The sequence below is a fragment of the Rhodococcus sp. WB1 genome, assembly GCF_001700945.1.
Classification (GTDB): Bacteria; Actinomycetota; Actinomycetes; order Mycobacteriales; family Mycobacteriaceae; genus Rhodococcus; species Rhodococcus aetherivorans.
The window spans coordinates 3,185,077-3,206,578 of the sequence record NZ_CP015529.1 but is presented as its reverse complement, the minus strand read 5'-3'; the positions used below and the strand labels follow the sequence as shown (position 1 = coordinate 3,206,578).

21 protein-coding genes and 2 tRNA genes are annotated in these 21,502 nt (G+C 70.4%); 12 read left to right on the top strand and 11 right to left on the bottom strand.

The features are described from left to right. Positions 1–108 precede the first annotated feature (108 nt). Entirely contained in the window at positions 109–984 is an 876-nt protein-coding gene (locus A4U64_RS14195; protein ID WP_006937561.1) for a cyclopropane mycolic acid synthase family methyltransferase, read from the bottom strand. Positions 985–1,168: 184 nt separating this feature from the next. Here A4U64_RS14195 and A4U64_RS14190 point away from each other — a divergent pair, with 184 nt between their 5' ends. Then, positions 1,169–2,503: a dipeptidase gene (locus A4U64_RS14190; protein WP_065923495.1), complete on the top strand. Its 1,335-nt coding sequence runs from the start codon at positions 1,169–1,171 to the stop codon at positions 2,501–2,503. 8 nt (positions 2,504–2,511) lie between these two features. On the opposite strand, the gene bcp is transcribed toward A4U64_RS14190, so the two are convergent. Next, positions 2,512–2,988 (bottom strand): thioredoxin-dependent thiol peroxidase, encoded by a 477-nt coding sequence (gene bcp / locus A4U64_RS14185; RefSeq protein WP_006937563.1) that lies wholly within the window; start codon positions 2,986–2,988, stop codon positions 2,512–2,514. Positions 2,989–3,062: 74 nt separating this feature from the next. Between bcp and A4U64_RS14180 the strand changes: the two genes are divergently transcribed. From A4U64_RS14180 to A4U64_RS14170, 3 genes are all read left to right on the top strand, one after another. Beyond that, positions 3,063–3,284 (top strand): DUF3618 domain-containing protein, encoded by a 222-nt coding sequence (locus A4U64_RS14180; protein ID WP_006937565.1) that lies wholly within the window; start codon positions 3,063–3,065, stop codon positions 3,282–3,284. Between the two features lie 175 nt (positions 3,285–3,459). Next, positions 3,460–4,227: a L,D-transpeptidase gene (locus A4U64_RS14175; protein WP_006937568.1), complete on the top strand. Its 768-nt coding sequence runs from the start codon at positions 3,460–3,462 to the stop codon at positions 4,225–4,227. A 28-nt stretch (positions 4,228–4,255) separates the two neighbouring features. Beyond that, positions 4,256–4,990 carry a dienelactone hydrolase family protein gene (locus tag A4U64_RS14170; protein ID WP_231771710.1) on the top strand — a complete coding sequence of 245 codons (735 nt, stop codon included), beginning with the start codon at positions 4,256–4,258 and terminating at the stop codon, positions 4,988–4,990. On the opposite strand, the gene A4U64_RS14165 is transcribed toward A4U64_RS14170, so the two are convergent. Next, positions 4,983–5,819, bottom strand: coding sequence for a mycofactocin-coupled SDR family oxidoreductase (locus A4U64_RS14165; RefSeq protein ID WP_006937571.1), 837 nt, complete (start codon positions 5,817–5,819; stop codon positions 4,983–4,985). The genes A4U64_RS14170 and A4U64_RS14165 overlap by 8 nt on opposite strands. 249 nt (positions 5,820–6,068) lie before the next feature. Here A4U64_RS14165 and A4U64_RS14160 point away from each other — a divergent pair, with 249 nt between their 5' ends. From A4U64_RS14160 to A4U64_RS14150, 3 genes are read left to right on the top strand one after another with little or no spacing between them, the layout of a single operon-like run. Further along, entirely contained in the window at positions 6,069–6,725 is a 657-nt protein-coding gene (locus tag A4U64_RS14160) for a TetR/AcrR family transcriptional regulator (protein WP_065922692.1), read from the top strand. Between the two features lie 42 nt (positions 6,726–6,767). After that, positions 6,768–7,439: a hemerythrin domain-containing protein gene (locus A4U64_RS14155; RefSeq protein WP_231385891.1), complete on the top strand. Its 672-nt coding sequence runs from the start codon at positions 6,768–6,770 to the stop codon at positions 7,437–7,439. Further along, entirely contained in the window at positions 7,439–8,008 is a 570-nt protein-coding gene (locus tag A4U64_RS14150) for an SRPBCC family protein (protein ID WP_065922691.1), read from the top strand. Before A4U64_RS14155 ends, A4U64_RS14150 begins: the two co-directional genes overlap by 1 nt. Positions 8,009–8,134: 126 nt before the next feature. Here A4U64_RS14150 and A4U64_RS14145 read toward each other — a convergent pair. Further along, positions 8,135–8,207, bottom strand: a tRNA-Lys gene (locus A4U64_RS14145). A gap of 350 nt (positions 8,208–8,557) precedes the next feature. Between A4U64_RS14145 and A4U64_RS14140 the strand changes: the two genes are divergently transcribed. After that, the gene (locus tag A4U64_RS14140) at positions 8,558–9,700 is read left to right on the top strand and encodes a L,D-transpeptidase (protein WP_050036335.1); all 1,143 of its coding nucleotides are present in this window, start codon (positions 8,558–8,560) and stop codon (positions 9,698–9,700) included. Positions 9,701–9,970: 270 nt separating this feature from the next. Next, positions 9,971–11,431, top strand: a complete 1,461-nt coding sequence (locus A4U64_RS14135; RefSeq protein WP_065922690.1) for a selenium-binding protein SBP56-related protein — start codon at positions 9,971–9,973, stop codon at positions 11,429–11,431. 147 nt (positions 11,432–11,578) lie between these two features. On the opposite strand, the gene A4U64_RS14130 is transcribed toward A4U64_RS14135, so the two are convergent. Continuing rightward, positions 11,579–11,656: transfer RNA gene (locus tag A4U64_RS14130), tRNA-His, on the bottom strand. Positions 11,657–11,739: 83 nt separating this feature from the next. Then, complete coding sequence (gene orn, locus A4U64_RS14125) at positions 11,740–12,339, bottom strand: oligoribonuclease (RefSeq protein ID WP_029543010.1); 600 nt, start codon at positions 12,337–12,339, stop codon at positions 11,740–11,742. 83 nt (positions 12,340–12,422) lie between these two features. Here orn and A4U64_RS14120 point away from each other — a divergent pair, with 83 nt between their 5' ends. Then, positions 12,423–14,171: a helicase HerA-like domain-containing protein gene (locus A4U64_RS14120; RefSeq protein ID WP_065922689.1), complete on the top strand. Its 1,749-nt coding sequence runs from the start codon at positions 12,423–12,425 to the stop codon at positions 14,169–14,171. A gap of 6 nt (positions 14,172–14,177) precedes the next feature. Here the strand turns inward: A4U64_RS14120 and cmrA are convergent, their stop codons facing one another. From cmrA to A4U64_RS14105, 3 genes are read right to left on the bottom strand one after another with little or no spacing between them, the layout of a single operon-like run. Further along, positions 14,178–14,981 carry a mycolate reductase gene (cmrA, locus tag A4U64_RS14115; RefSeq protein WP_043798995.1) on the bottom strand — a complete coding sequence of 268 codons (804 nt, stop codon included), beginning with the start codon at positions 14,979–14,981 and terminating at the stop codon, positions 14,178–14,180. 26 nt (positions 14,982–15,007) lie between these two features. Next, the gene (locus tag A4U64_RS14110) at positions 15,008–17,035 is read right to left on the bottom strand and encodes an NADPH-dependent 2,4-dienoyl-CoA reductase (protein WP_050035028.1); all 2,028 of its coding nucleotides are present in this window, start codon (positions 17,033–17,035) and stop codon (positions 15,008–15,010) included. After that, a complete protein-coding gene (locus A4U64_RS14105) occupies positions 17,032–17,577 on the bottom strand; it encodes a PadR family transcriptional regulator (protein ID WP_065922688.1) in 546 nt (181 codons plus the stop codon). The genes A4U64_RS14110 and A4U64_RS14105 overlap by 4 nt, the downstream gene beginning before the upstream one ends. Positions 17,578–17,742: 165 nt before the next feature. Between A4U64_RS14105 and A4U64_RS14100 the strand changes: the two genes are divergently transcribed. Further along, positions 17,743–19,074, top strand: coding sequence for an MFS transporter (locus tag A4U64_RS14100; RefSeq protein WP_065922687.1), 1,332 nt, complete (start codon positions 17,743–17,745; stop codon positions 19,072–19,074). Here the strand turns inward: A4U64_RS14100 and A4U64_RS14095 are convergent. After that, positions 19,059–19,880, bottom strand: coding sequence for an acyl-CoA thioesterase (locus A4U64_RS14095; RefSeq protein WP_006939009.1), 822 nt, complete (start codon positions 19,878–19,880; stop codon positions 19,059–19,061). The genes A4U64_RS14100 and A4U64_RS14095 overlap by 16 nt on opposite strands. A gap of 95 nt (positions 19,881–19,975) precedes the next feature. Between A4U64_RS14095 and A4U64_RS14090 the strand changes: the two genes are divergently transcribed. Further along, positions 19,976–20,575 carry a TetR/AcrR family transcriptional regulator gene (locus tag A4U64_RS14090; protein ID WP_065922686.1) on the top strand — a complete coding sequence of 200 codons (600 nt, stop codon included), beginning with the start codon at positions 19,976–19,978 and terminating at the stop codon, positions 20,573–20,575. On the opposite strand, the gene A4U64_RS14085 is transcribed toward A4U64_RS14090, so the two are convergent. Beyond that, entirely contained in the window at positions 20,559–21,500 is a 942-nt protein-coding gene (locus A4U64_RS14085; RefSeq protein WP_084648642.1) for an SGNH/GDSL hydrolase family protein, read from the bottom strand. The genes A4U64_RS14090 and A4U64_RS14085 overlap by 17 nt on opposite strands. Positions 21,501–21,502: the final 2 nt, after the last annotated feature.

The following is a 21,502-nucleotide window of genomic DNA, read 5'->3' as shown; positions in this document are numbered from 1 at the left end:
TGCAGACTCCACGCGCCCAGGCTAACCGGAGGTTGTCCGAATTCCGAACTTTTAGCTGTGAGGGCGAGTCTCAGCTAACACCGCCGGTGGCGCCGCGGTCGCCGGCGCTCACTTGACGAGTGTGAACTGCATGACGTCGATGTGGCCCGTGCGGAAGTGTTCGGCGGAACCGTTCAGGTACTTCATGAAGCGCTCGTACATCTCCTCCGACGACAGGGCGACCGCCTCGTCCCGGCGGGCCGACAGCGCCGCGGCCCAGTGTTCGAGGGTGCGGACGTAGTGCGGCGCCAGGGCCTGGATGCGTTCGACCCGGAACCCCGCCCGCTCCGCGCCGTCGACCACCGTCTCCGGCTGCGGCAACTGCCCGCCGGGGAAGATCTCGCGCTTGATGAAGATGTGGAACAGCGCGTTCTCCCGGGTCACCGGGATTCCCCGCTCGCGCAGCGTTGCGAGGCGGTGCCCCACGATGGTGTGCAGCAGCATCCGGCCGTCCGGGGGCAGCATGTCGTGGCACTTGGTGAAGAACCGGTCGTAGCGTTCGCTCCGGAAGTGCTCGAACGCGCCGATGCTCACGATGCGGTCCACGCGCCCGTCGAACTCCTCCCAGCCCTGCAGCCGCACGTCCACGGTGCGGGGGCCGGGCAGCCCCGCCGCGAGGTCGCGGACGTGCTCGTACTGGTTGCGGCTGAGCGTGAGCCCGATCGTGTTCACGTCGTAGTGCGTGGCGGCGCGCAGCATCGTCGAGCCCCAGCCGCATCCGACGTCGAGCAGTGTCATGCCCGGGTGCAGGTCGCACTTGCCGAGCGACAGATCGACCTTCGCGGCCTGGGCCTGCTCGAGCGTCATGTCGTCCCGCTCGAAATACGCGCAGCTGTAGGTCATCGACGGGTCGAGGAACAGCGTGAAGAACTCGTCCGAGAGGTCGTAGTGGGACTGGACCTGCCGATAGAACGGCGTGAGCGCGCTCTGCGGGCTGGGTGGCATCGCTGTGCCTTCCGTTCGAGGGCCGTCCGGCCCCGCTTCCTGGACCGTTCCGCCCGATGGCAACCTCGATATCGCGGAATCTACGCCGGACGCGGCCGCTGCGAGCATGCTTCGATCTCGAGGGGCGGTACCCGTAGCGAAAACGAGACACGACGATCGAGGAGGCGCGGTGGACGTCGCGGACATGCGGGAGCGGGTGCGCCGGCTGATGCCCGGGGCGCGCAGGGACCTCGGGGAACTGGTGGCGTTCCGGTCGGTGGCCGATCCGCGGCTGTTCCCGGCCGAGGAATGCGTCGCTGCCGCCCGATGGGTGCGCGATGCGTTCGCCGCGGTCGGCGTCGACAACACCGCGCTGATCGAGACGTCGGACGGCTCGCTCGCGGTGCTCGGGCACACGCCGGCCCCGGCGGGAGCGCCGACCGTGCTCCTCTACAGCCACTACGACGTGCAGCCCCCGGGCGACGAATCGCTCTGGCACACTCCGCCGTTCACGCTCACCGAACGCGACGGCCGCTGGTACGGGCGCGGCGCCGCGGACTGCAAGGGCAATCTCGTGATGCACCTGCTCGCGCTGCGCGCGCTGCGGGAGCGGGGACCGCTTCCCGTCGGGATCCGGATCGTCGGCGACGGCTCGGAGGAAACCGGTGGCGGCGGGCTCGAGAACCTGGCCCGCGAACGGCCCGATCTGTTCGCCGCCGACCTGGTGCTCGTCGCGGACTGCGGCAACGCCGAGGTGGGACGGCCGACCCTCACGACGTCGCTGCGCGGCCTGGCGAACGTCGTCGTCCACGTCGAAGCCCTCGCCGGGGAGATCCACTCGGGCCAGTTCGGCGGCGCAGCCCCCGACGCGCTCGCCGCGCTGGTGCGCCTGCTGTCGAGCCTGCGCGACGAGGCCGGCGACACCGTGATCGACGGGCTCGACCCCACCGGAATCTGGAGCGGCGAACCGTATCCCGAGGAGGTGTTCCGCGCCGACGCCGGTGTGCTCGACGGGGTCTCACTGCTGTCGGCCGGGTCCGTGGCCGACGCCGTGTGGGCGCGTCCCGCGCTGACGATCCTCGGCATCGACGCCCCACCGGTGGTGGGGTCGGCGGCGGCGGTCGTGCCCCGCGCGTCGGCCCGGCTGAACCTCCGCGTCCCGCCGGGGATGGATCCGGCCACCGCTCAGGACGCCCTCGTCGCCCACCTGCACGCCCACGCCCCGTGGAACGTGCGGGTGCGGGTCGACCGGGAAGGCGTGAGCGAACCGTTCCGGGCCGCGACCGACGGACCGGGATACGCCGCGCTGCGCAGCGCGCTCGGCGCCGTCTACGGACGCGAGGTCGGCACGGTCGGGCAGGGCGGATCGATCCCGCTGTGCACGGTGCTGCAACAGGTGCTGCCGGACGCGGAGATCGCGCTGCTCGGCGTGGAGGAGCCGAGCGCCCGGATCCACGGGCCCGACGAGAGCGTCGACCCGTCCGAGCTCGAGCACATGGCCGTCGCGGAGGCGCTGGTGCTCGCCTCCCTCACGCGGTGAGCCGCCGCTCAGACCGACAGGTCGCGGCGCAGCTTCGCGACGTGCCCGGTGGCGCGCACGTTGTACTGCGCAACCTCGATCCGGCCGTCCTCGTCGACGACGAACGTCGAACGGATCACTCCGGTGACGGTCTTGCCGTACATCTTCTTCTCGCCGAACGCCCCCCACGCCGTGAGCGTGGTCTTGTCCGGATCCGACAGCAACGGAAACGTCAGCTGCTCGGCGTCCCGGAACTTCGCGAGCTTGGCCGGCTTGTCGGGGGAGATGCCCACGACGGCGAGCCCGGCGCCGTTCAGGTCGGCGAGGCTGTCGCGGAAATCGCAGGCCTGCTTGGTGCACCCGGGGGTGCTCGCGGCGGGGTAGAAGTACACGATCACCTTGCGTCCGCGGTAGTCCGACAGCGACACCTCGTTGCCGTCCGCGTCGGGGAGGGTGAACTCGGGAGCCGTATCGCCGGGGGCGAGCCTGCTGCTGTTTTCCGTCACCTCCGAGAGGGTAACGGACCCGTGCGTCCACTACCGTGGTCGCAGCACAGTGCAGCGACCAACTGGAGGATCACGTGGGTAGGGACACCGAGGCCATCGAACGGGACATCGAGAACGCCCGCAACCAGCTTGCGAGCACCCTCGACGAATTGAGTGTGCGCGCCAGCCCGAAGAACGTGATGGCCCATGCCAAGCAGACCGTGATGGAGAAGGTGAACCAGCCCAACGTCAAGTACGCGCTCGCGGCGGTCGGTGTCGTCATCGGCGCCCTGGCGCTGCGCAAGCTGCTGCGCTGACAGCTGATCCGAAGGGCACCGTCGTCCGGTTCGCCGGACCGCGGTGCCCTTCGTCGTTTCCCGGCGTCGTGGTCGTGCCCGCCGGGGGAGTGACAAAGGACCCGTTTCGAGTTCGATCTTGGCGTGGTTGACTGGTAACGAGCCAACCGCGCCATCTTCGAGGGGGCTGACGGCCATGCCGAACGCACAGCGGGTTGCACGACTTCTTCTCGTCTCGATCCTGACCGCCATGGCCCTGCTCGGTTCGGGGGCCGCGGCCGCGGCGGGAACCGTCGGCGGTGCGCCGCCGGCCAGGCTGCCCGCGTCGGCGCTCGAGCCGGCGAACGGCGCGGTGGTGGGGGTGGGACATCCCGTGACCGTCCGGTTCGGCGCACCGGTCGGTGACCGCGCCGCCGCCGAACGTGCCGTCGAGATCACCACGTCGAAGCCCGTGAGCGGCCGTTTCGCGTGGCTCGACGACAGCCGCGTGCAGTGGGTTCCCGACCGCCTCTGGCCGGGGCACACCACCGTGACCGTCGCCGTGGCCGGGGCGCGCACCGAGTTCCAGGTCGGCGACGAGTTCGTCGCCGTCGCGAACCGGTCGACGCACCAGTTCACGGTCATCCTCAACGGCGAGGTGGTGCGGACGATGCCGGCGTCGATGGGCAAGCCCGGCTACGAGACCCCGGTCGGCACCTTCTCGGTTCTGGAGAAGTTCCGCGATCTCGTCATGGACTCGTCCACCTACGGCGTCCCGATCGACTCGCCGGAGGGTTACCGCATCGACACCGAGTACGCCGTGCGGCTCACCTGGGGTGGCATCTTCGTGCACGCGGCGCCGTGGTCGGTGGACTCGCAGGGCTACGCGAACGTCAGCCACGGCTGCATCAACCTGAGTACCGAGAACGCGCAGTGGTACTTCGACCGGGTGAAGATCGGCGACCCGGTGATCGTGGAGGGCTGACCGGCAGGAGGGACGCACCGTGACGGACGTGACCATCCCCACGGAGCGCGGGCCGATGCCCGCCCACCTCGCCACGCCCGCAGGCCCCGGTCCGTGGCCCGGGGTCGTCGTGATCCACGACGCGCTGGGCATGAGCCGCGACATCCGCGCCCAGGCCGACTGGCTCGCCGGCGAGGGCTTCCTTGCCGTCGCGCCGGACCTGTTCCACGGGTCCAGGCGGTCCACCTGCCTGTTCTCTCTCTTCCGGGGCTGGGTGCCGCGCGGCGACCTGGACGCCGCGCGGAACTGGCTCGCGGACCGGCGGGACTGCACGGGCCGCATCGGCGTGATCGGGTTCTGCATGGGCGGCGGCTTCGCCCTCGCCGTCGCGTCCGACCACAACTTCGCCGCGGCGAGCGTCAACTACGGCGGCCTCACGAAGGAAGTCGAGCGTGCCCTGCCGCGGGCGTGTCCGATCGTCGGCAGTTTCGGGACGAAGGACCGATGGCCCGGCGTGCGCGAGGTGCCCGACCGGCTCGAACCGGTACTGACGGCCGCGAACATCGACCACGACATCGAGCGATACCCGAACGTGGGGCACGGCTTCATGAACGACCACGACCCCGGTGATCTGTCGATCGTGGACAGGACCATCGCCAAGGTCGTGGCCGCCCGCTACGACGAGCCGGCCACCCGCGACGCGCGCGCCCGCATCGCCGCCTTCTTCCGCAGGCACCTCGGCGACGCTCCGCGCGCGAGCGACGGGCCCGGGGCGGCTACTTGATCACCGAGCCCGCGTCGATCGGCAGCTGCACGCCGGTGACGTAGCGCCCCGCGTCGCTGACCAGGAACAGGATCGCATTGCTGATGTCGACCGGTTCGACCCATTCGATCGGCAGGGCGTTCATGGCCTTGAACGACTCGGCCGCTTCCTCGCGGGTGATCTCCGACGGCTTCTTGTCCGGCAGGAAGACCGAGTAGGTCTGCTCGTTGTGGATCATGTCTGTGTTCACTGCCGTGGGATGCACCGAGTTCACGCGGATCATGTGGGGAGCGAGCTCGTTGGCGAGTGTCTTCGTCAACCCCACCACTCCGTGCTTGGCGGCGACGTAGTGGGCAAGGTTCGCCAGGCCCTTGATGCCGGCGGTGGAACTGGTGAGCACGATTGCGCCGCCGTCGTCGTTGGCCTTCAGGTGCGGCACGGCTGCTCGCACCGTCTTGAACACCCCCGTGAGATTGATATCGATCATGTCGTCCCACATCTCGTCCGTCAGGTCCTCGACCGGCGCGAAGCTGGCGATGCCGGCGTTCGCGAGGACGATGTCGAGCCGGCCGAGCTGGGCGACGCCCTCGTCGACCGCCGATTTCAGGGCGGCGCTGTCGCGGACGTCGGCCTGGCCGGCGATGATCCGCCGGTCCAGCGCCTCGACCTGCCGGACGGTCTCGGCGAGGTCGTCGGCCGTCGCGAGTGGGTATCCCACCGTGTCGACCTGGGCGCAGAGGTCGACGGCGATGATGTCGGCCCCCTCCTGGGCCAGCCGGACGGCGTGACTGCGGCCCTGTCCGCGTGCGGCACCGGTGATGAACGCGACCTTGCCCTCGAGCTGACCCATGGCGACACTCCTTCGACGGTCGATGTGATCCGCCTCCGAGGCTAGAGGGGTTCGCTGGTGGTCGGACCGAAATCGCAAGGTGGATCGGCATACTCGGCGTCCGGTCCGGTCGTGGAGAACATTCCCGGTGGGCAACGGACGCCGGGCGCCCCGGCGCGGTAGGAGTCTCCGATCGGTGCGGGCAGCGTGCACGAAAGATTTGGCCTGAAGCTACTTGTATTGAAAACGGAACGGTTCTACCGTTGGAGTATGAGCGCAGAAGCGCGCGACGTGGGCCCGGTGGAGGAGAAGCCGCGGCGGTACGACTCGACCCTTCGCCGGCGCCAGGCCGAGCAGAACCGGCGGGCCGTCCTCGACGCCGCCACCACCCTGTTCTCCGAGGGTGGGTGGTCGGTCACGGTCCGAGACGTCGCGCGCTCGGCGGGCACATCGGTCGAAACGGTGTATGCCCACTTCGGTTCCAAGGCGGGACTCCTCATGCAGGTGCTCGACGTCGCCGTTGTCGGGGACGACGAACGGGTGGCGCTGATGGACCGGCCGGAGTTCGCCGCCCTGTCGCAGGGCACCCCTCGGGATCGGGCCGCCGCGGCAGCCGCCCTGGTGACCGGCATCAACCGACGAACCGTCGGCCTGCAGCGCACCCTGCGCGCGGCAGCCGTCGTGGAGCCGGACCTCGCGACATGGCTGGAACAGGCACGGGAGCGCCAGCGCCTGAACGTGCGGGTCGGCGGTGCGATGATGGCCGGCCGTGAACTGAGCCCGGTCGAGGCCGAGGGGCTGTGGGCCGTGCTCAGCATGGAGGTGTACGAGCTGTTGACCGGCAGCACCGGCTGGAGCCCTGAGCAGTACGAGAACTGGCTCACCGGAGCCATCATCCGGCTCCTGGGCCTGGAGAGTGGAAGGTGATGGGCCATGACTACCGACCATGGACCCGCAGACACACGCAGCATGGGAATAGTGCACAGCGCACTTCGCCGTGACCTGGAACGCACCCGGATCGTGCTCACCACCGAGCCGTACCCGGACCCTCGGCGTCGACGCGGACTGGCGGAGCACGTGTTGTGGATGATGCGCTTCCTGCACATCCATCACACCGGCGAGGATGTCGGGCTGTGGCCCTTGATCCGGGTGAAGAACCCCGACGCCGGCGCCCTGCTGGACCAGATGGACGCCGACCACCAGCGGATCGCACCGGCGATCACCGCCCTGGAAGACGCAGCGCTGGCCTACCGCGACGACGCGAACGCTCGGCAACCGCTGCTCGAAGCGCTGGCCGGGCTCACCGACGTGCTCCTTCCCCATCTGCGGCGTGAAGAGCTGGAGATGATGCCGGTCGTGGCCGCGACCCTCACCACCGCCGAGTACCACGACGTGGAACAGGAGTATTTCGTCAGGCCCAAGAGCTTCCTGGAACTCGGCGCGGAGGCCCACTGGGTCATCGACGGGCTCGGCGAGGACGACCGTGAGCTGATCATGCACGTGGTCCCCGCCGTGCCGCGCTTCATCCTGCTGCACGGCTTCGCGCGCACCTACCGGCGCAAGTCCAGCTTGCGGTGGGGCCACGGGCCCGCCGCCGCGCTGCCGTCGCTCAACCTCGCGCTTCTCGAGGGGCGATCCTGATGGGCACCTTGGCGCGGCACGGCAGGACCGAGACGGTGAGCCGCGCCCCGGCGGAGGCGGTGTGGCAGATCATCACCGACGTGACCCGGGTCGGTGAGTGGAGTCACGAATGCCGGGAAGCTCGCCTGCTCGGAAACGCCCGAGCGGCAGCGCCGGGAATCCGGTTCCGGGGCAGGAACCGCTCCGGCGGCCTCCGGTGGAGCCGGTCGTGCGTATTCACCGTTGTGGAGCCGCCGCGGACGCTGGCGTGGCGGACGGCGGGTCTCCTGGGCCGGGCGGACAGCACCGAATGGCGCATCGACCTCGAACCCGTCCCGGGAGGCACCAAGATCGTCCAGACCTACCGTGTGCTCCACGTGGCACCGGGCCTGGACCGGGTCTATTGGCGGCTGGTCAAGGCGCACCGAGACCGGCGCGCGGCACTGGAGGGCGACCTCCGCCGACTCGCCGAACTGGCGGCGGTCGAGGCCGAGTCGCACACGCCGGCCATGCGCCCGCCTCGCGAGGGAAACGCTGTGGCCGACGGTTCCCTCGGCCGCGGTACGGAACGTCGCCGGTACTCGGCGTAGTCCGGGCGGTCCCGCGGAGGCGCGGCCGGTGTTCGAGGCCGCGTCGAAGGCGGGGTGGCTGGTGGGGTGGCAAGGGCGTGGGTAAAGAAAAAGGCCAGACCTCGTGGGGAGGTCTGGCCTTTCTTGTGCGCCATCAGGGACTCGAACCCCGAACCCGCTGATTAAGAGTCAGCTGCTCTGCCAATTGAGCTAATGGCGCTTGGCGGTGCGTCTCCGGGCCGTTGTCCCGGCGACGAAGGAAAGATTACACACCTTCCAGTAGCGCACCAAATCGGCAGGTCATGCCGCATTTCGGTGGGAGCGACACGTAACGCCGAGGGGTCCGGCGGCGATTGGTATTCGAACGTTATTCGCGTCGTCGACGTCGCGACGGCTCCGCCTCGAGCGGGGCTGGCATCATCGAGCGCACACGCATCGACGTGCACTTTTGCGGCCCGGGGGAGGCCCGGAATCGGAGGGTGGAGAGTGGTTGGGAACAGTGCGGCGCCGCGCCGACGGCGGAATCGGCGCGCCGTCGCGGTGGTGCTCGGGACCGTGTTGGTCGGCGTCATGACCTTCGTCACGGCCTGCTCCGGTGCGAGCAGCGCCGGCGGGGCCGAGGAGGTGCCGATCGATTCGAATCCGCTCGCCGCGCTCATCAAGCCCACGGTGTCGGCGAGCGTCGTCGACGGAGGAGTCGGCTTCTCGCCCATCGAGCCCGTGACGGTCTCGGTGGTCAACGGCAAGCTCGAGTCGGTCACGCTGCTCAACCCGGACGGGGAACCCGTCGCCGGGGCGCTCGGCCCGGACGGAGCCACCTGGGCCAACACCGAGCCCCTCGGTTACAGCCGGCAGTACCGGCTCGAGGCCGTCGCGTACGGGCTCGGCGGAGCGACCACGACCGTCGCCTCCTTCGCCACCAGCGCCCCCGGCAACCTCACTCAGCCCTACGTGATGCCGGGCGAGGGCTCGGTCGTCGGCATCGGCCAGCCCGTCGCGATCCAGTTCGACGAGAACATCCCTGATCGCCTCGCCGTCGAGCAGGCCATCACCGTCGTCACCGACCCGCCGGTGGAGGGCGCGTTCTACTGGCTCAGCAACCGCGAGGTGCGGTGGCGGCCCGAGAACTACTGGGCGCCGGGCACGACGGTCACGGTGGACGTGAAGGTCTACGGCCGCGATCTCGGCGACGGTCTGTTCGGGCAGTCGGATGTGCATTCGACCTTCACCGTCGGCGACGCGGTGATCATCACCGCCGACGACAACACCAAGCAGGTCACCGTCAACCGCAACGGGGTCGACGTGATGACGATGCCCACGTCCATGGGCAAGGACAGCACGCCCACCCCGAACGGCGTGTACACGATCGGCGACCGGTTCGAGCATCTGGTGATGGACTCATCGACCTATGGCGTCGCCGTCGACTCCCCGCAGGGCTACCGGACCCCGGTGGACTGGGCGACGCGGATGTCGTATAGCGGCATCTTCTTCCACTCCGCGCCGTGGTCGCTCGGCGATCAGGGTTCCCGCAACGTCAGCCACGGCTGCCTCAACCTGAGCCCGGCCAACGCCAGGTGGATCTTCGACAACACCAAGCGCGGCGACATCGTGATCGTGAAGAACACCGTCGGCGGCATCCTCGAAGGCACCGAGGGGCTCGGGGACTGGAACATCCCGTGGTCGACGTGGAAGGCCGGAAACGCACGCGCCTGATCCGCCGCCGGGCCCCCGGCGGCGGCACCCCGGCGTGTGGCAGGCTGGGGCCGCCTCCTGTGGTAGGGGTTGGCACGAGACCCCCGGGATCGACGATCCCGGGGGTCTTCCCATGTCGAGCGGCGCCTTCCGGGCAGCCCGCCCCCGCGGAAGGTCGACATGCGGTCCTGCGCGGCGGACAATCAGGGAAAGGCATGCCTACCTGTGACGTCGACCGACCGTGGACCACCGAGGGTGGCCCGGCGGACAGGACCGAGTCGAGGAGGATTCATGTCTACGACGACAGATCCCACGTTCTACCGCACCCCGAGTGATGCCGTAGCAGCCGCGCCCGAGCGGCTTGCCTATGTGGCTGCTTTCGATCCGGCCGGCCGGGCGAAGGATGCGATCGCAGTGGTCGATTGCGAGCCGGGTTCGCCGACATACGGTGGTGTGGTCGGCTGGACCGAGTTGCCGACGGCGGGCAACGAGTTGCACCACTTCGGGTGGAACGCCTGCTCGAGCGCGCTGTGTCATGAGGGGCACGGTCATGAGGGGCACGGTCACGAGGGGCACGGCGATCACCACGCCGGGCATCACGGGCAGCCGCTCGAGCGGCGATACCTGGTGGTGCCGGGCATCCGCTCGTCGAGAACGTACATCCTCGACACCAAACCCGACCCGCGGCACCCGGTGGTGACCCGCACGATCGAGGCCGCCGAGCTCGCCGCGAAGGCGGGATACTCGCGGCCGCACACGGTGCATTGCGGACCGGGGGGCATCTTCATGTCCGCCCTGGGAGGCGCCGACGGCGCCGAGGGTCCGGGCGGTGTCGCGCTGCTCGACCACGACACGTTCGACGTCGTCGGAGCGTGGGAGGCGGAGCACGGCGAGCAGTTCTTGGCGTACGACGTGTGGTGGCACCTGAAGTACGACACGGTGATCACCTCCGAGTGGGCCACGCCGTCGATGATCGAGAACGGACTCGACGCCGAGGACCTCCTCGGCCGCAGGTTCGGACACCACCTGGACTTCTGGAGCATGTCCGAGCGCAAGCTGACCCAGCGCGTCGATCTCGGCGACGAGCACCAGATGGTTCTCGAACTCCGCCCGGCTCACAATCCCTCCGAGGCGTTCGGGTTCGTGGGAGTCGTCATCAGCGTGGAGGATCTGTCGGCCTCCGTGTGGATGTGGCACAAGAGCGACGACCGGTGGGTGGTCGAGAAGGTGATCACCATTCCGGCGGAGCCGGCCGAGGCCGACGATCTGCCGCCCGCGCTGAAACCCTTCGGCGCGGTACCGCCGCTCGTCTCGGACATCGATCTGTCGGTCGACGACCGTTGGCTGTACGTCTCGTGCTGGGGCACAGGAGAACTCAAGCAGTACGACGTCGGCGATCCGTTCCACCCGAGGGAGACGGGATCGGTGCGCCTCGGTGGGATCGTGCGGCGCGAGCCGCACCCGGCGGATCCGGGCCTCCGGCTCGCGGGAGCTCCGCAGATGGTGGAGGTCAGTCGCGACGGGCGCCGGGTCTACGCCACCAACTCGCTCTATGCGGCCTGGGACGAGGTCTTCTACCCGGACGGGGTGGGGGCGTGGATGGCGAAGTTCGATGCCGACGTCTCCGCCGGTGGTCTGGTCATCGACCGTGGATTCTTCCCGCACGGCGACGACTTCCGCGGACGCAGGGTGCACCAGACCCGCCTGCAGGGCGGGGATGCGTCCAGCGACTCGTACTGCTTCACCGGGTGATCGCCGTTGCACGGCGGGTCGATCGCGCGATTCGGCGGTCGTCCGCCCAAGCGCCGCATCTCGGGTCGGAGCGCTGGTGCAGAGCTGCGCGACGCCGAAAAAGACGAGTCCCTGACCGGCATCTCTGCTGGTCAGGGACTCGCCCTGTGGGGGTGAGTGACGGGACTCGAACCCGCGACAGCCAGGATCACAACCTGGTGCTCTACCAACTGAACTACACTCACCATCGCATTCGCGATCGGCCTGGGCCGGTTGCGCCTGCGGTACAGATACTAGCCTGACTTTGCCGGAAACGGCGAATCCGCAGGTCAGGCCGGACCCAACTCTTTCGTGACAGCGGCGATCTCGGCCGACGGAGGGCCCGGTGGGGCGACGAACGCGGTCCGCCGGTAGTACCGCAGCTCCCGGATCGACTCCTTTATGTCGGCGAGCGCCCGATGCGACAGGCCCTTCGCCGGCTGCCCGAAGTAGATCCGCGGGTACCAGCGCCGGCACAGCTCCTTGACGGAGCTGACGTCCACCATGCGGTAGTGGAGGTAGGCGTCGAGCTCGGGCATGTCGCGGGCGATGAACCCGCGGTCCGTCGCGATCGAGTTGCCGGCCAGCGGCGCGGTGCCGGCCTCCGGGACGTGGGCCCGGATGTAGTCGAGCACCATCTTCTCCGCCTCGGCGACGCTCACCGTGGACCGGCGCACCTCGTCGGTGAGCCCGGAGCGCTCGTGCATCTGGGTGACGACGTCCGGCATCGCGGCGAGCGCGTCGTCGTCGGCGTGGATGACGATGTCCACCCCGTCGCCGAGCACGTTGAGATCACTGTCGGTGACGAGGGCGGCGATCTCGATCAGCTTGTCGCTGTCGATCCGCAATCCGGTCATTTCGCAATCGATCCACACAAGTTTGTCCTGCACGAAACACAGAGTAGTCAGGCCGGTCGTGGCGATAAGGTCACGGTGACCATTCCGCGGCCGCACGTGGACGAGGAGGACACCGCATGACGGTCGATCCGACACCGCCGGCACCGTCGCCGGCCGAGAAGGCGGCGGCCGCCCGCGCGGCCGCGGAGGAAGCGGCACGGGTCGCCGAAGCGGCCCTGAAGGCGGCCGAGCAGGCACAGCGCGAGGCGGAGGCGGCCGCGCGGGCCGCCGAGGCGACGGACGCCGCGCCCGCCGGGCCGGCCCGGCAGATCGCACCCGCTGGGCCGGCCCGGCAGATCGCCGCGGGATACGCCGCCGCCGGGGTCGCCCTCGAACTCGGTGCGGTCGTCCACGACGGGGTGGTCGATTCGTCGGCCCGGGTACGGATCCCGCTCGCCACGATGAACCGGCACGGACTGGTCGCCGGTGCGACCGGCACCGGCAAGACCAAGACCGTGCAGGGCATCGCCGAGCAACTCTCGGCCGCCGGGGTCCCGGTCGTGATGGCCGACATGAAGGGTGACCTGTCGGGGCTGTCGGCGCCCGGTGAGGACGACGACGGGCTCCGGACCCGCGCCGCGGAGACCGGGGATTCCGGATGGGGACCGACCGCCTACCCGGTGCAGTTCTTCTCGCTCGGCACCGAAGGCTCGGGCGTGCCCGTCCGCGCGACGGTCACCGCGTTCGGTCCGATCCTGCTGAGCAAGGTCCTCGGCCTCAACCCCACCCAGGAATCGACGTTGGGGCTGATCTTCCACTGGGCCGACCGCCAGGGGCTGCCGCTGCTCGACCTCAAGGATTTGCGGCAGGTCGTCACACACCTGACCAGCGACGGGGGAAAGGCAGAGCTGAAAGGTATCGGCGGGGTCTCCCCGGCGACCGCCGGCGTGATCCTGAGGGCGCTCGTCAACCTCGAGGCCGGCGGCGGGGACACCTTCTTCGGAGAACCGGAGTTCGAGACCGAGGACCTGCTGCGCGTCGTCGGCGGCAACGGCGTGATCAGCCTGTTCGAGCTCGGCGCCCACGCGGCGCGGCCGGTGCTGTTCTCGACGTTCCTGATGTGGGTGCTCGCCGACCTGTTCCAGACGCTGCCCGAGGAGGGCGACCTCGACAAGCCGAAGCTCGTGTTCGTCTTCGACGAGGCGCACCTGCTCTTCGCCGACGCCTCGAAGGCGTTCCTGCAGCAGATCGAGCAGACGGTCAAGCTCATCCGTTCGAAGGGGGTGGGAGTGTTCTTCTGCACCCAGCTGCCCACGGACGTGCCCAATGCGGTGCTGTCCCAGCTCGGCGCGCGGGTGCAGCACGCGCTGCGCGCATTCACACCGAACGATCAGAAGGCGCTGGCCAAGACCGTCCGCACGTATCCGGAGACGGAGTTCTACGACCTCGAGGAGGCGCTGACCACCCTCGGAATCGGTGAGGCCGTCGTCACGGTGCTGTCCGAGAAGGGCGCGCCGACGCCTGTCGCGTGGACGCGGATCCGTCCGCCGCGTTCGTTGCTGGACACCGTCGGCGAGGAGGCGATCCGGTCCGCGGCGCGCGGGAGCGAGCTGTACGGCAAGTACGGGCAGACCGTCGACCGCGAGTCCGCCTACGAGAGGCTCACCGAGAAGGTGGCCGGCGCCCCCGACATGGACCCACGGGCGCAGGTCCCGCCGTTGCCGGACCTGCCCGGCACGCCACCGCCCCGGGACGCGGGGCCGAGCATGGTCGAGCAGGTCCTCGGCAGCGCGGCCGTCAAGGGTTTCCTGCGGTCCGCGGCGTCGGCCGCGGGGCGCGAGATCAGCCGCAGCATCTTCGGCACCGGCCGCCGCCGCAGGCGCTGACGGGGGCTACGCGCCCAGCTTCCGGTAGAAGGCGCCGACGATGGGCGCGACGACGCCGCGCGGGGTGTAGTTGCCGGCGACGGACATCGCCTTGCTGATCAGGCCCGGCACGATGCGCATCTTGTTCTCGGCGAGCGCGTCGAGCGACACCTTCGCGGTGTGCTCGCTGGAGATCCACAGGAAGTCCGGCACGAGCTTGTCGACGATCGAGGCCTCCGCCGGATCCGGGGTCTCCGTGCGCACCGGGCCCGGCGCCAGCAGCGTCACGTGCACGCCGCTGTCCTTCAGCTCCCCGCGCAGCGACTCGGAGAAGGTGTTGACGAACGCCTTCGTCGCCGCATAGGTCGCGTTGTGGGGGATCGGCATGTTGCCCGCCGCGGAACCGACCATCAGGATCGCCCCGGAGCGGCGCTCGACCATCTGCGGCAGCACCGCGAGGGTCAGGTCGTGCACCGCGACGGCGTTCAGCTCGACCTGGGCCCGCTCGTAGCCCGGATCCAGCTGGGCCACCGGGCCGAAGGTCGCGATGCCGGCGTTGTTGCACAGGATGCTGATCGGGCGCTCGCCGAGTTCGTCGACGAGCTTCGCCCGCGCGTCGCGGTCGGACAGGTCACACGCGCGGACCTCGACGGTGACGCCGTGCGTCGCCCGCAGCGTCGCGGCGAGCTCCTCCATCACGTCGCCGCGCCGGGCGACCAGGATCAGCGAGTGCCCGCGCGCGGCGAGCTCGGCGGCGAGGGCCTCGCCGATGCCGGAGGAGGCGCCGGTCACGACGGCGCGGGCGTCGGGGGTGGGGTTCGGCAGAGTCATGGTCGGTCAGCGTAGCCGCGGCCGGTTCAGATGCGGTCCGCGAGGCGCGTGCCCTGCTCGATCGCGCGCTTGGCGTCGAGTTCCGCGGCGACGTCGGCACCGCCGATGACGTGCGTGGTCACGCCCGCGGCGGTGAGCCGCTCGACGAGGTCACGGACGGGTTCCTGCCCGGCGCAGATCACCACGTTGTCCACGTCGAGCACCTTCGGGTCGCGGCGGTCCTCGCCGAAGCTGATGTGCAGGCCGGCGTCGTCGATCCGCTCGTAGTTCACGCCCGAGATCTCGTGCACCTTCTTGTGCTGCAGCGACGCCCGGTGCACCCATCCGCTGGTCTTGCCGAGCCGCGCGCCGATCCGGCCGGGCTTGCGCTGCAGCAGGAACACCTCGCGCGGCGACGGCGACGGGCGGGGCTCGGTGAGCGCTCCCGGGGCGGCCTTCGGGTCGGTGACGCCCCACTCGCGCTTCCATTCGGCCAGGTCGAGGGTGGGGGAGTGGTCGTGGGTGAGGAACTCGGAGACGTCGACGCCGATGCCGCCCGCCCCGATCACGGCGACGCGGGCGCCGACGGGCGCACCCTCGCGGACGACCTGCGGGTACGACAGCACGCTCGGGTGGTCGATGCCGGGGATTGCGGGCACGCGGGGGGTGACGCCGGTCGCGACGACCACCTCGTCGTAGGCACCGATCAGGTCGTCGGCCGTCGCGCGGGTGCCGAGTTCGACCTGCACCTTCGTCAGCTCCAGCTGGCGGCGGTAGTACCGCAGGGTCTCGGCGAACTCCTCCTTGCCGGGGATGCGGCGGGCGATGCCGAACTGGCCGCCGATCTCGTCGTCGGCTTCGAACAGGGTGACGGCGTGCCCGCGGCGGGCCAGGTTCACCGCCGCGGCGAGCCCGGCGGGCCCGGCGCCGACGACCGCGACGGCCTTGCGGCGGCGGGTGGGGGCGAGCAGGAGCTCGGTCTCCCGCCCGGCGCGGGGGTTGAGCAGGCACGAGACGTGCTTGTTGACGAAGGCGTGGTCGAGGCAGGCCTGGTTGCAGGCGATGCAGGTGTTGATCTCGTCGGCGGCGCCGGCGGTGGCCTTGCGGACCCACTCCGGGTCGGCCAGCATCGGCCGGGCCATCGAGACGAGTTGTGTGTCGCCGCGGGCCAGGATCTCCTCGGCGGTCTCGGGCATGTTGATCCGGTTGGACGCGGCGACGGGGATTGCGACGTGCTTCGCCAGTTCGGCCGTGACGTCCGCGAACGCGGCGCGCGGAACGGACGTGACGATGGTGGGCACCCGCGACTCGTGCCAGCCGATGTCGGTGTTGATCAGCGTTGCGCCCGCCCGCTCGACCTCCTGGGCGAGGGCGACGATCTCGTCCCAGCGCTGGCCGCCTTCGACGAGGTCGGCCATGGACAGCCGGAAGCAGATCGCGAAGTCCGGGCCGACGGCCTCGCGGGTGCGGCGGACGATCTCGACGGGCAGCCGGCGACGGTTCTCGGGGCTGCCACCCCACTCGTCGGTGCGCCGGTTGGTGCGCTCGGCGAGGAACTGGTTGATGAAGTAGCCCTCGCCGCCCATGATTTCGACGCCGTCGTAGCCGGCCCGCTGGGCGAGGCGGGCGCAGCGGACGTAGGCGCGGATCTGCCGGCGCACGCCCCAGGAGGTGAGCCTGCGCGGCCGGAACGGGTTGATCGGCGCCTTGATCGACGAGGCGGACACGCTCAGCGGCCAGTAGCTGTAGCGCCCGGCGTGCAGGATCTGCAGCAGGATGCGACCGCCCTCGGCGTGGACGGCATCGGTGATCGTCCGGTGCCGCCGGGCCTCGAACCGGTTGGTGAGCTTGGCGCCGAACGGCAGCAGCCACCCGGTCCGGTTGGGTGCGTAGCCGCCGGTGACGACGAGGCCGACCCCGCCGCGGGCACGCTCGGCGAAGTACGCGGCGAGGCGGCCGGTGTTCTTGGCGCGGTCCTCGAGTCCGGTGTGCATCGAGCCCATGACGACGCGGTTGGGCACCGTGAACGGTCCGAGGTCGAGCGGTGAGAGCAGGTGGGGGTAGGGGTTCGTCACGAGTGGTCCTCGGTGGTGAGGGCGTCGAGCACTTCCTGGCACCAGTCGGCGAAGCCCTGTTCGACGCGGATGCCGCCGCGCAGGACGAGGTACTGGTGCAGTGAGGGCCCGGTGAGCCGGTGGGGTGCGGGGAAGTCGCGTTTCTCGATGGTGCGATACACGTCGAGGCGGGCGGCGTGGGCGTCGCGGTGGCGGGTGAGCTCCGCGAGGAGGGCGGGCAGGGTGCCGGGCCCGGCGGCGCGGATCTTCACGGCCAGGTCGCTGCGCAGCTGCTCGGGGTCGGAGGGGTGGGCGATCCAACGGTCCAGCTCGGTGCGTCCGGCGGAGCTGACGCGGTAGACCTTCTTGTCGGGCCGACCGTCCTGCGGCACGGTGCGGCCGGTGATCCAGCCGTGGTCCTCCATTCGCCGCAGCACGCGGTAGATCTGCTGGTGCGTCGCGCTGTGGAAGAAGCCGATCGACTTGTCGAACCGGCGGGCCAGTTCGTAGCCGGAGCCGGACCGCTCGTCGAGCGCGGCGAGCAGCGCGTGTTCCAGGGCCATGCCGAGAGTATGCACCGAGGTGCATATGCAATCAAGTGCACAGCTGGGGTGACGGTCGCGAATCTCTCGGTCAGCCGCGAACGCGGAGTGCGGTCGCGGCTGACCGGAAATTGCGCGGATCACCGGAGGCCGGTTCTCGGCGCGACGATCTCCTAGGCTGCGGGCATGAGCGCGCACACGGACGCCGCCGGGATCGGGGAGGCCACCTCGCGACGGCAGGTCTTCGCCTGGGGAATGTGGGACTTCGGGTCGTCGGCCTACCACGCGGTGGTGCTGACCTTCGTCTTCTCCGTGTATCTCACCGACGCCGTCGGCGACGACCTGCCGGGGTCGATGTCGGCGAGCACGTGGCTCGGGTGGGCGCTGGGCATATCGGGGTTCTTCATCGCGGTCACCGCCCCCGTCTCGGGCCAGCGCTACGACGCGGCCGGCCGGCGCAAGCGGTCCCTGGCGGTGCTGTCCTACGCCGGTGTCGCGCTGATGGCGGCGATGGTGTTCGTGCGCGACGACTACCACTACCTGTGGCTCGGCCTCGTGCTGCTGGGTGTGTCGTCGGTCGTCGTCGAACTCGCGCAGGTGCCCTACAACGCGATGCTGCGTCAGGTCTCCACCGAGGAGAACATGGGCCGGGTCTCCGGTTTGGGTTGGGCCATGGGCTATTTCGGTGGGCTGCTGTTGTTGCTGCTGGGGTACTTCGGGTTCATCGCCGGCGACGGCGACACCCGCGGCTTCCTCGGCGTGAGCACCGAGGGCGGCCTCAACATCCGCCTGGTCGTGGTGGCCGCGGCGGTGTGGTTCGCGGTCTTCGCCGTCCCGGTGCTGCTGGCGGTGCCGGAGGTTCCGCCCACCGGTGCCGATCCCGGCGCGGAGCGGGCCGGGATCGTGCAGTCCTACCGGGTGCTGCTGCGCGACCTGCGCGAGCTGTGGGCGATGGATCGGCGCACCGTCGGCTACCTCGGCGCCTCGGCGCTGTTCCGCGACGGCCTGGCCGGGGTGTTCACGTTCGGTGCGGTGCTCGCGGTGAACGTGTACGGCATCGATGCCGCCGACGTGCTGCTGTTCGGCGTGGCCGCGAACGTGGTGTCGGCCCTCGGTGCGCTGGCCGCGGGGCGCTTCGACGACCGGGTCGGCCCCAAGGCGGTGATCGTCGCCTCGCTCGCCGCGATGATGGCCGTGGGGGTCGTGCTGCTCGTGGTGTCGGGGCCGCTGATGTTCTGGATCTTCGGTCTGCTGCTGTGCCTGTTCGTCGGGCCCGCGCAGTCGTCGGCCCGCACCTTCCTCGCGCGCATCACCCCGGCCGGGCGGGAGGGGCAGATGTTCGGGCTCTACGCGACGTCGGGCCGCGCCGTGTCGTTCCTGGCCCCGACCCTGTTCGGGCTCTTCGCCTGGACGTTCGACGCGGACCGGGCCGGGATCGCCGGCCTGCTCGTGGTGCTCGGCGCGGGGCTGGCGGCGCTGCTGGCGGTGCGGGCCCCGGAGGGTCAGTCCTTGAAGTAGACGAGCTGGTGGGTCGTGGCGAGCAGCGTGCCGTCGCGGCCCCACAGCTGGGCGGCCTGATCGAAGTAGCCCTGCGAGAAGCGGTGGGTGCGCGCGGTGCCCAGGACGAAATCGTCGCCCTGGGCCTCGAGCTGCCCGGCGTCGGCGTGGAAGTACACCGTCAGGGACACGGTCCCGGCCGGCATGTACCGGCCGCGGCGCAGGAACACCCTCGGGTAGAACACGTCGCACAGCGCCGTCAGCGCCGGGAAGTCGAGCGGGCGGGCCGGGGTGTCGCGCACCCACAGCGTCGTGGTGGAGTCGGGGTGCTCGCCGGCGTCCTGCTGGGGCACCGCGCCTTCGACGAACCGCATCTCGTAGTTGCGGGCCCACGCGATGAAGTCCGGGAAGGTCCGGGTGGGAACCGCATCCGCCGACGGGACCGCCGGCATGTCGAGCTCGGTGTCCGACCAGGTGTCGCGGCGGGTGCCGAACACCGCGGTGGCGGTGGTGGTGACCACACCGTCCTGCGTCAGCTCCAGTAGCCAGTGCTGGTTGGTGCGGTTGGTGCGGACCGCCCGCACGGTGATGTCGAACTCGCCGTCGGCGACCGGGCCGGCGTAGTTGACGGTGAGGGAAATGGGATCGCCGAGCCGGTCCGGGTGCTGCTGGACGGCCCGCAGCAGGGCGGCGGCGGTGACGCCGCCGAACGGACCGACCATGTTCGTGTACTCCGGGCTGGTCCGCCCCCGCGCGTGACCGTCCTCCGCGGGCTCGAGCGCCACGGCGGCGTCGAAGGGGTGGGGCGGGGCGGCGATCTCGGTCACGACGACTCCTCGGGAAGAACGGGTCCGTTCCGGCACGGTCCGGACCTAAGTATGACAACATACATAGAAACCGACGGCAAGAGCGGAGCACGGACATGGCGAGGCGAAGCGACCCGACCACCGGCCCTCGCGCCGCGATGATCCGCAGCGCGATCCGGCTCATCCGCGAGCGGGGCGTCGCGGCGACCTCGTTCGCCGACGTGCTCGCCCACAGCGGCGCGCCGCGCGGGTCGGTCTACCACCATTTCCCGGGCGGAAAGGCGCAGCTCGTCGAGGAGGCCACCCGCAGTGCCGCGGACCACCTGGGTGACGGGATGGCGCGGGTGCTGGACTCCTCGGACACCCCCGGCGCACTGCAGGCTCTCGCCGACCTGTGGCGTCGCGGTCTCGAGGCCGGCGACTACGCGGTCGGCTGCCCGATCGTCGCGGCGGCCCTGGGCACCGAGCGCGGCGCTCGTGACGTCGCCGCGGAGGCGTTCGAGCACTGGTGCGGCCTGCTCACCGGCACGCTCGTCGCGGACGGGGTGGGCCCGGAACGCGCCCGGTCGTTGGCGGTGCTCATCGTCGGCGCGCTCGAGGGTGCGCTGGTGCTCGCCCAGGCGCAGCGCAGTTCGGCGCCGCTCGACGCGGTGGTCGACGAGCTCTCGGCCCTGTGCCGATCGGCGATCGACCCCGCGGCTAGTCCGCGATCGTGACCAGGACCTGTTCGGCGGCGTTGCGGTGGCCGTCGGCGTTGGGGTGCAGCGGGGCGGCCGGCTGGGACGGGAACAGGCCTTCGGTCCAGCGCTGCGCGGAGGGCTGGCACGCGTCGTGCCCGACGGTGGACTCGCGCAGGTCGACGTAGTCGACGCCCGCGGCGTCGGCCTGCTGTTCCATCGCCGTGTTGAGCCGGTCGATCTTCGCCTGCAGGTACGTCGCGTCGTCCGGCAGGATCGGCTGATCGGGATAGCATCCGCCGTCCCGGATCCCGGTCGGGTAGCCGACGAGCAGGATGCGCGCGTCCGGGGCGCGGTTGCGGATCTCCCGCACGATCACGCCGTAGGTGGGGGCGAAGTCGTCGATCGCGCGGTCCACGAGGTCGAGGCCGTCGCGGACGTTCGCGGTCGCGCACAGGGGTCCGGCCGGTGCCGCGGCCCTGCCGGACGAGCGGTCGAGCGCGAGACACGATCCGGCCAGGGCGACCAGGCCGATGTCGTTGCCGCCGATCCCGACGGTGACCAGCTCGGTCTCGGGGGTGAGCGCATCGTATTGCGCAGGGACGGTGGCGCCCGACGAAACCACTTGGGGCCCTGTCAGGTTCGCTGTCGTCGCGGAACTGCACGACGCGTCGCGGAAGTTGTCGATGCCCAGCGTCTCGGCCACCGCATGGGGGTAGTTGCTCCCCGAGCGCGCGCACGCCGAGTCGATCTGGGGCGGGATCATCGGGCCGGCCGTGAACGAGTCACCCAGGGCCACATAGGAGCTGTAGGCGGGGCCGGGCTCGGGCTCGGAATCGGCGGGCGACCCGGGATCGGTGCAGGCCGTGGCGAGCACGGTGAGGGAGGCGGCCGCGACCGCGCCGAGCCGGCGACGCATACGGCGGTGGCAGGCTGCGGTGGTCACGGCCCCTCCTGTGGTCATGC

Bases quoted from the DNA above. Each gene is read 5' to 3' on its own strand.
- A4U64_RS14195 (WP_006937561.1), bottom strand. From the start codon at position 984: ATGCCACCCAGCCCGCAGAGCGCGCTCACGCCGTTCTATCGGCAGGTC.
- A4U64_RS14190 (WP_065923495.1), top strand. From the start codon at position 1,169: ATGCGGGAGCGGGTGCGCCGGCTGATGCCCGGGGCGCGCAGGGACCTC.
- A4U64_RS14175 (WP_006937568.1), top strand. From the start codon at position 3,460: ATGCCGAACGCACAGCGGGTTGCACGACTTCTTCTCGTCTCGATCCTG.
- A4U64_RS14165 (WP_006937571.1), bottom strand. From the start codon at position 5,819: ATGGGTCAGCTCGAGGGCAAGGTCGCGTTCATCACCGGTGCCGCACGC.
- A4U64_RS14160 (WP_065922692.1), top strand. From the start codon at position 6,069: ATGAGCGCAGAAGCGCGCGACGTGGGCCCGGTGGAGGAGAAGCCGCGG.
- A4U64_RS14155 (WP_231385891.1), top strand. From the start codon at position 6,768: ATGGGAATAGTGCACAGCGCACTTCGCCGTGACCTGGAACGCACCCGG.
- A4U64_RS14150 (WP_065922691.1), top strand. From the start codon at position 7,439: ATGGGCACCTTGGCGCGGCACGGCAGGACCGAGACGGTGAGCCGCGCC.
- A4U64_RS14140 (WP_050036335.1), top strand. From the start codon at position 8,558: ATGACCTTCGTCACGGCCTGCTCCGGTGCGAGCAGCGCCGGCGGGGCC.
- A4U64_RS14135 (WP_065922690.1), top strand. From the start codon at position 9,971: ATGTCTACGACGACAGATCCCACGTTCTACCGCACCCCGAGTGATGCC.
- A4U64_RS14120 (WP_065922689.1), top strand. From the start codon at position 12,423: ATGACGGTCGATCCGACACCGCCGGCACCGTCGCCGGCCGAGAAGGCG.
- cmrA (WP_043798995.1), bottom strand. From the start codon at position 14,981: ATGACTCTGCCGAACCCCACCCCCGACGCCCGCGCCGTCGTGACCGGC.
- A4U64_RS14105 (WP_065922688.1), bottom strand. From the start codon at position 17,577: ATGGCCCTGGAACACGCGCTGCTCGCCGCGCTCGACGAGCGGTCCGGC.
- A4U64_RS14100 (WP_065922687.1), top strand. From the start codon at position 17,743: ATGAGCGCGCACACGGACGCCGCCGGGATCGGGGAGGCCACCTCGCGA.
- A4U64_RS14090 (WP_065922686.1), top strand. From the start codon at position 19,976: ATGGCGAGGCGAAGCGACCCGACCACCGGCCCTCGCGCCGCGATGATC.
- A4U64_RS14085 (WP_084648642.1), bottom strand. From the start codon at position 21,500: ATGACCACAGGAGGGGCCGTGACCACCGCAGCCTGCCACCGCCGTATG.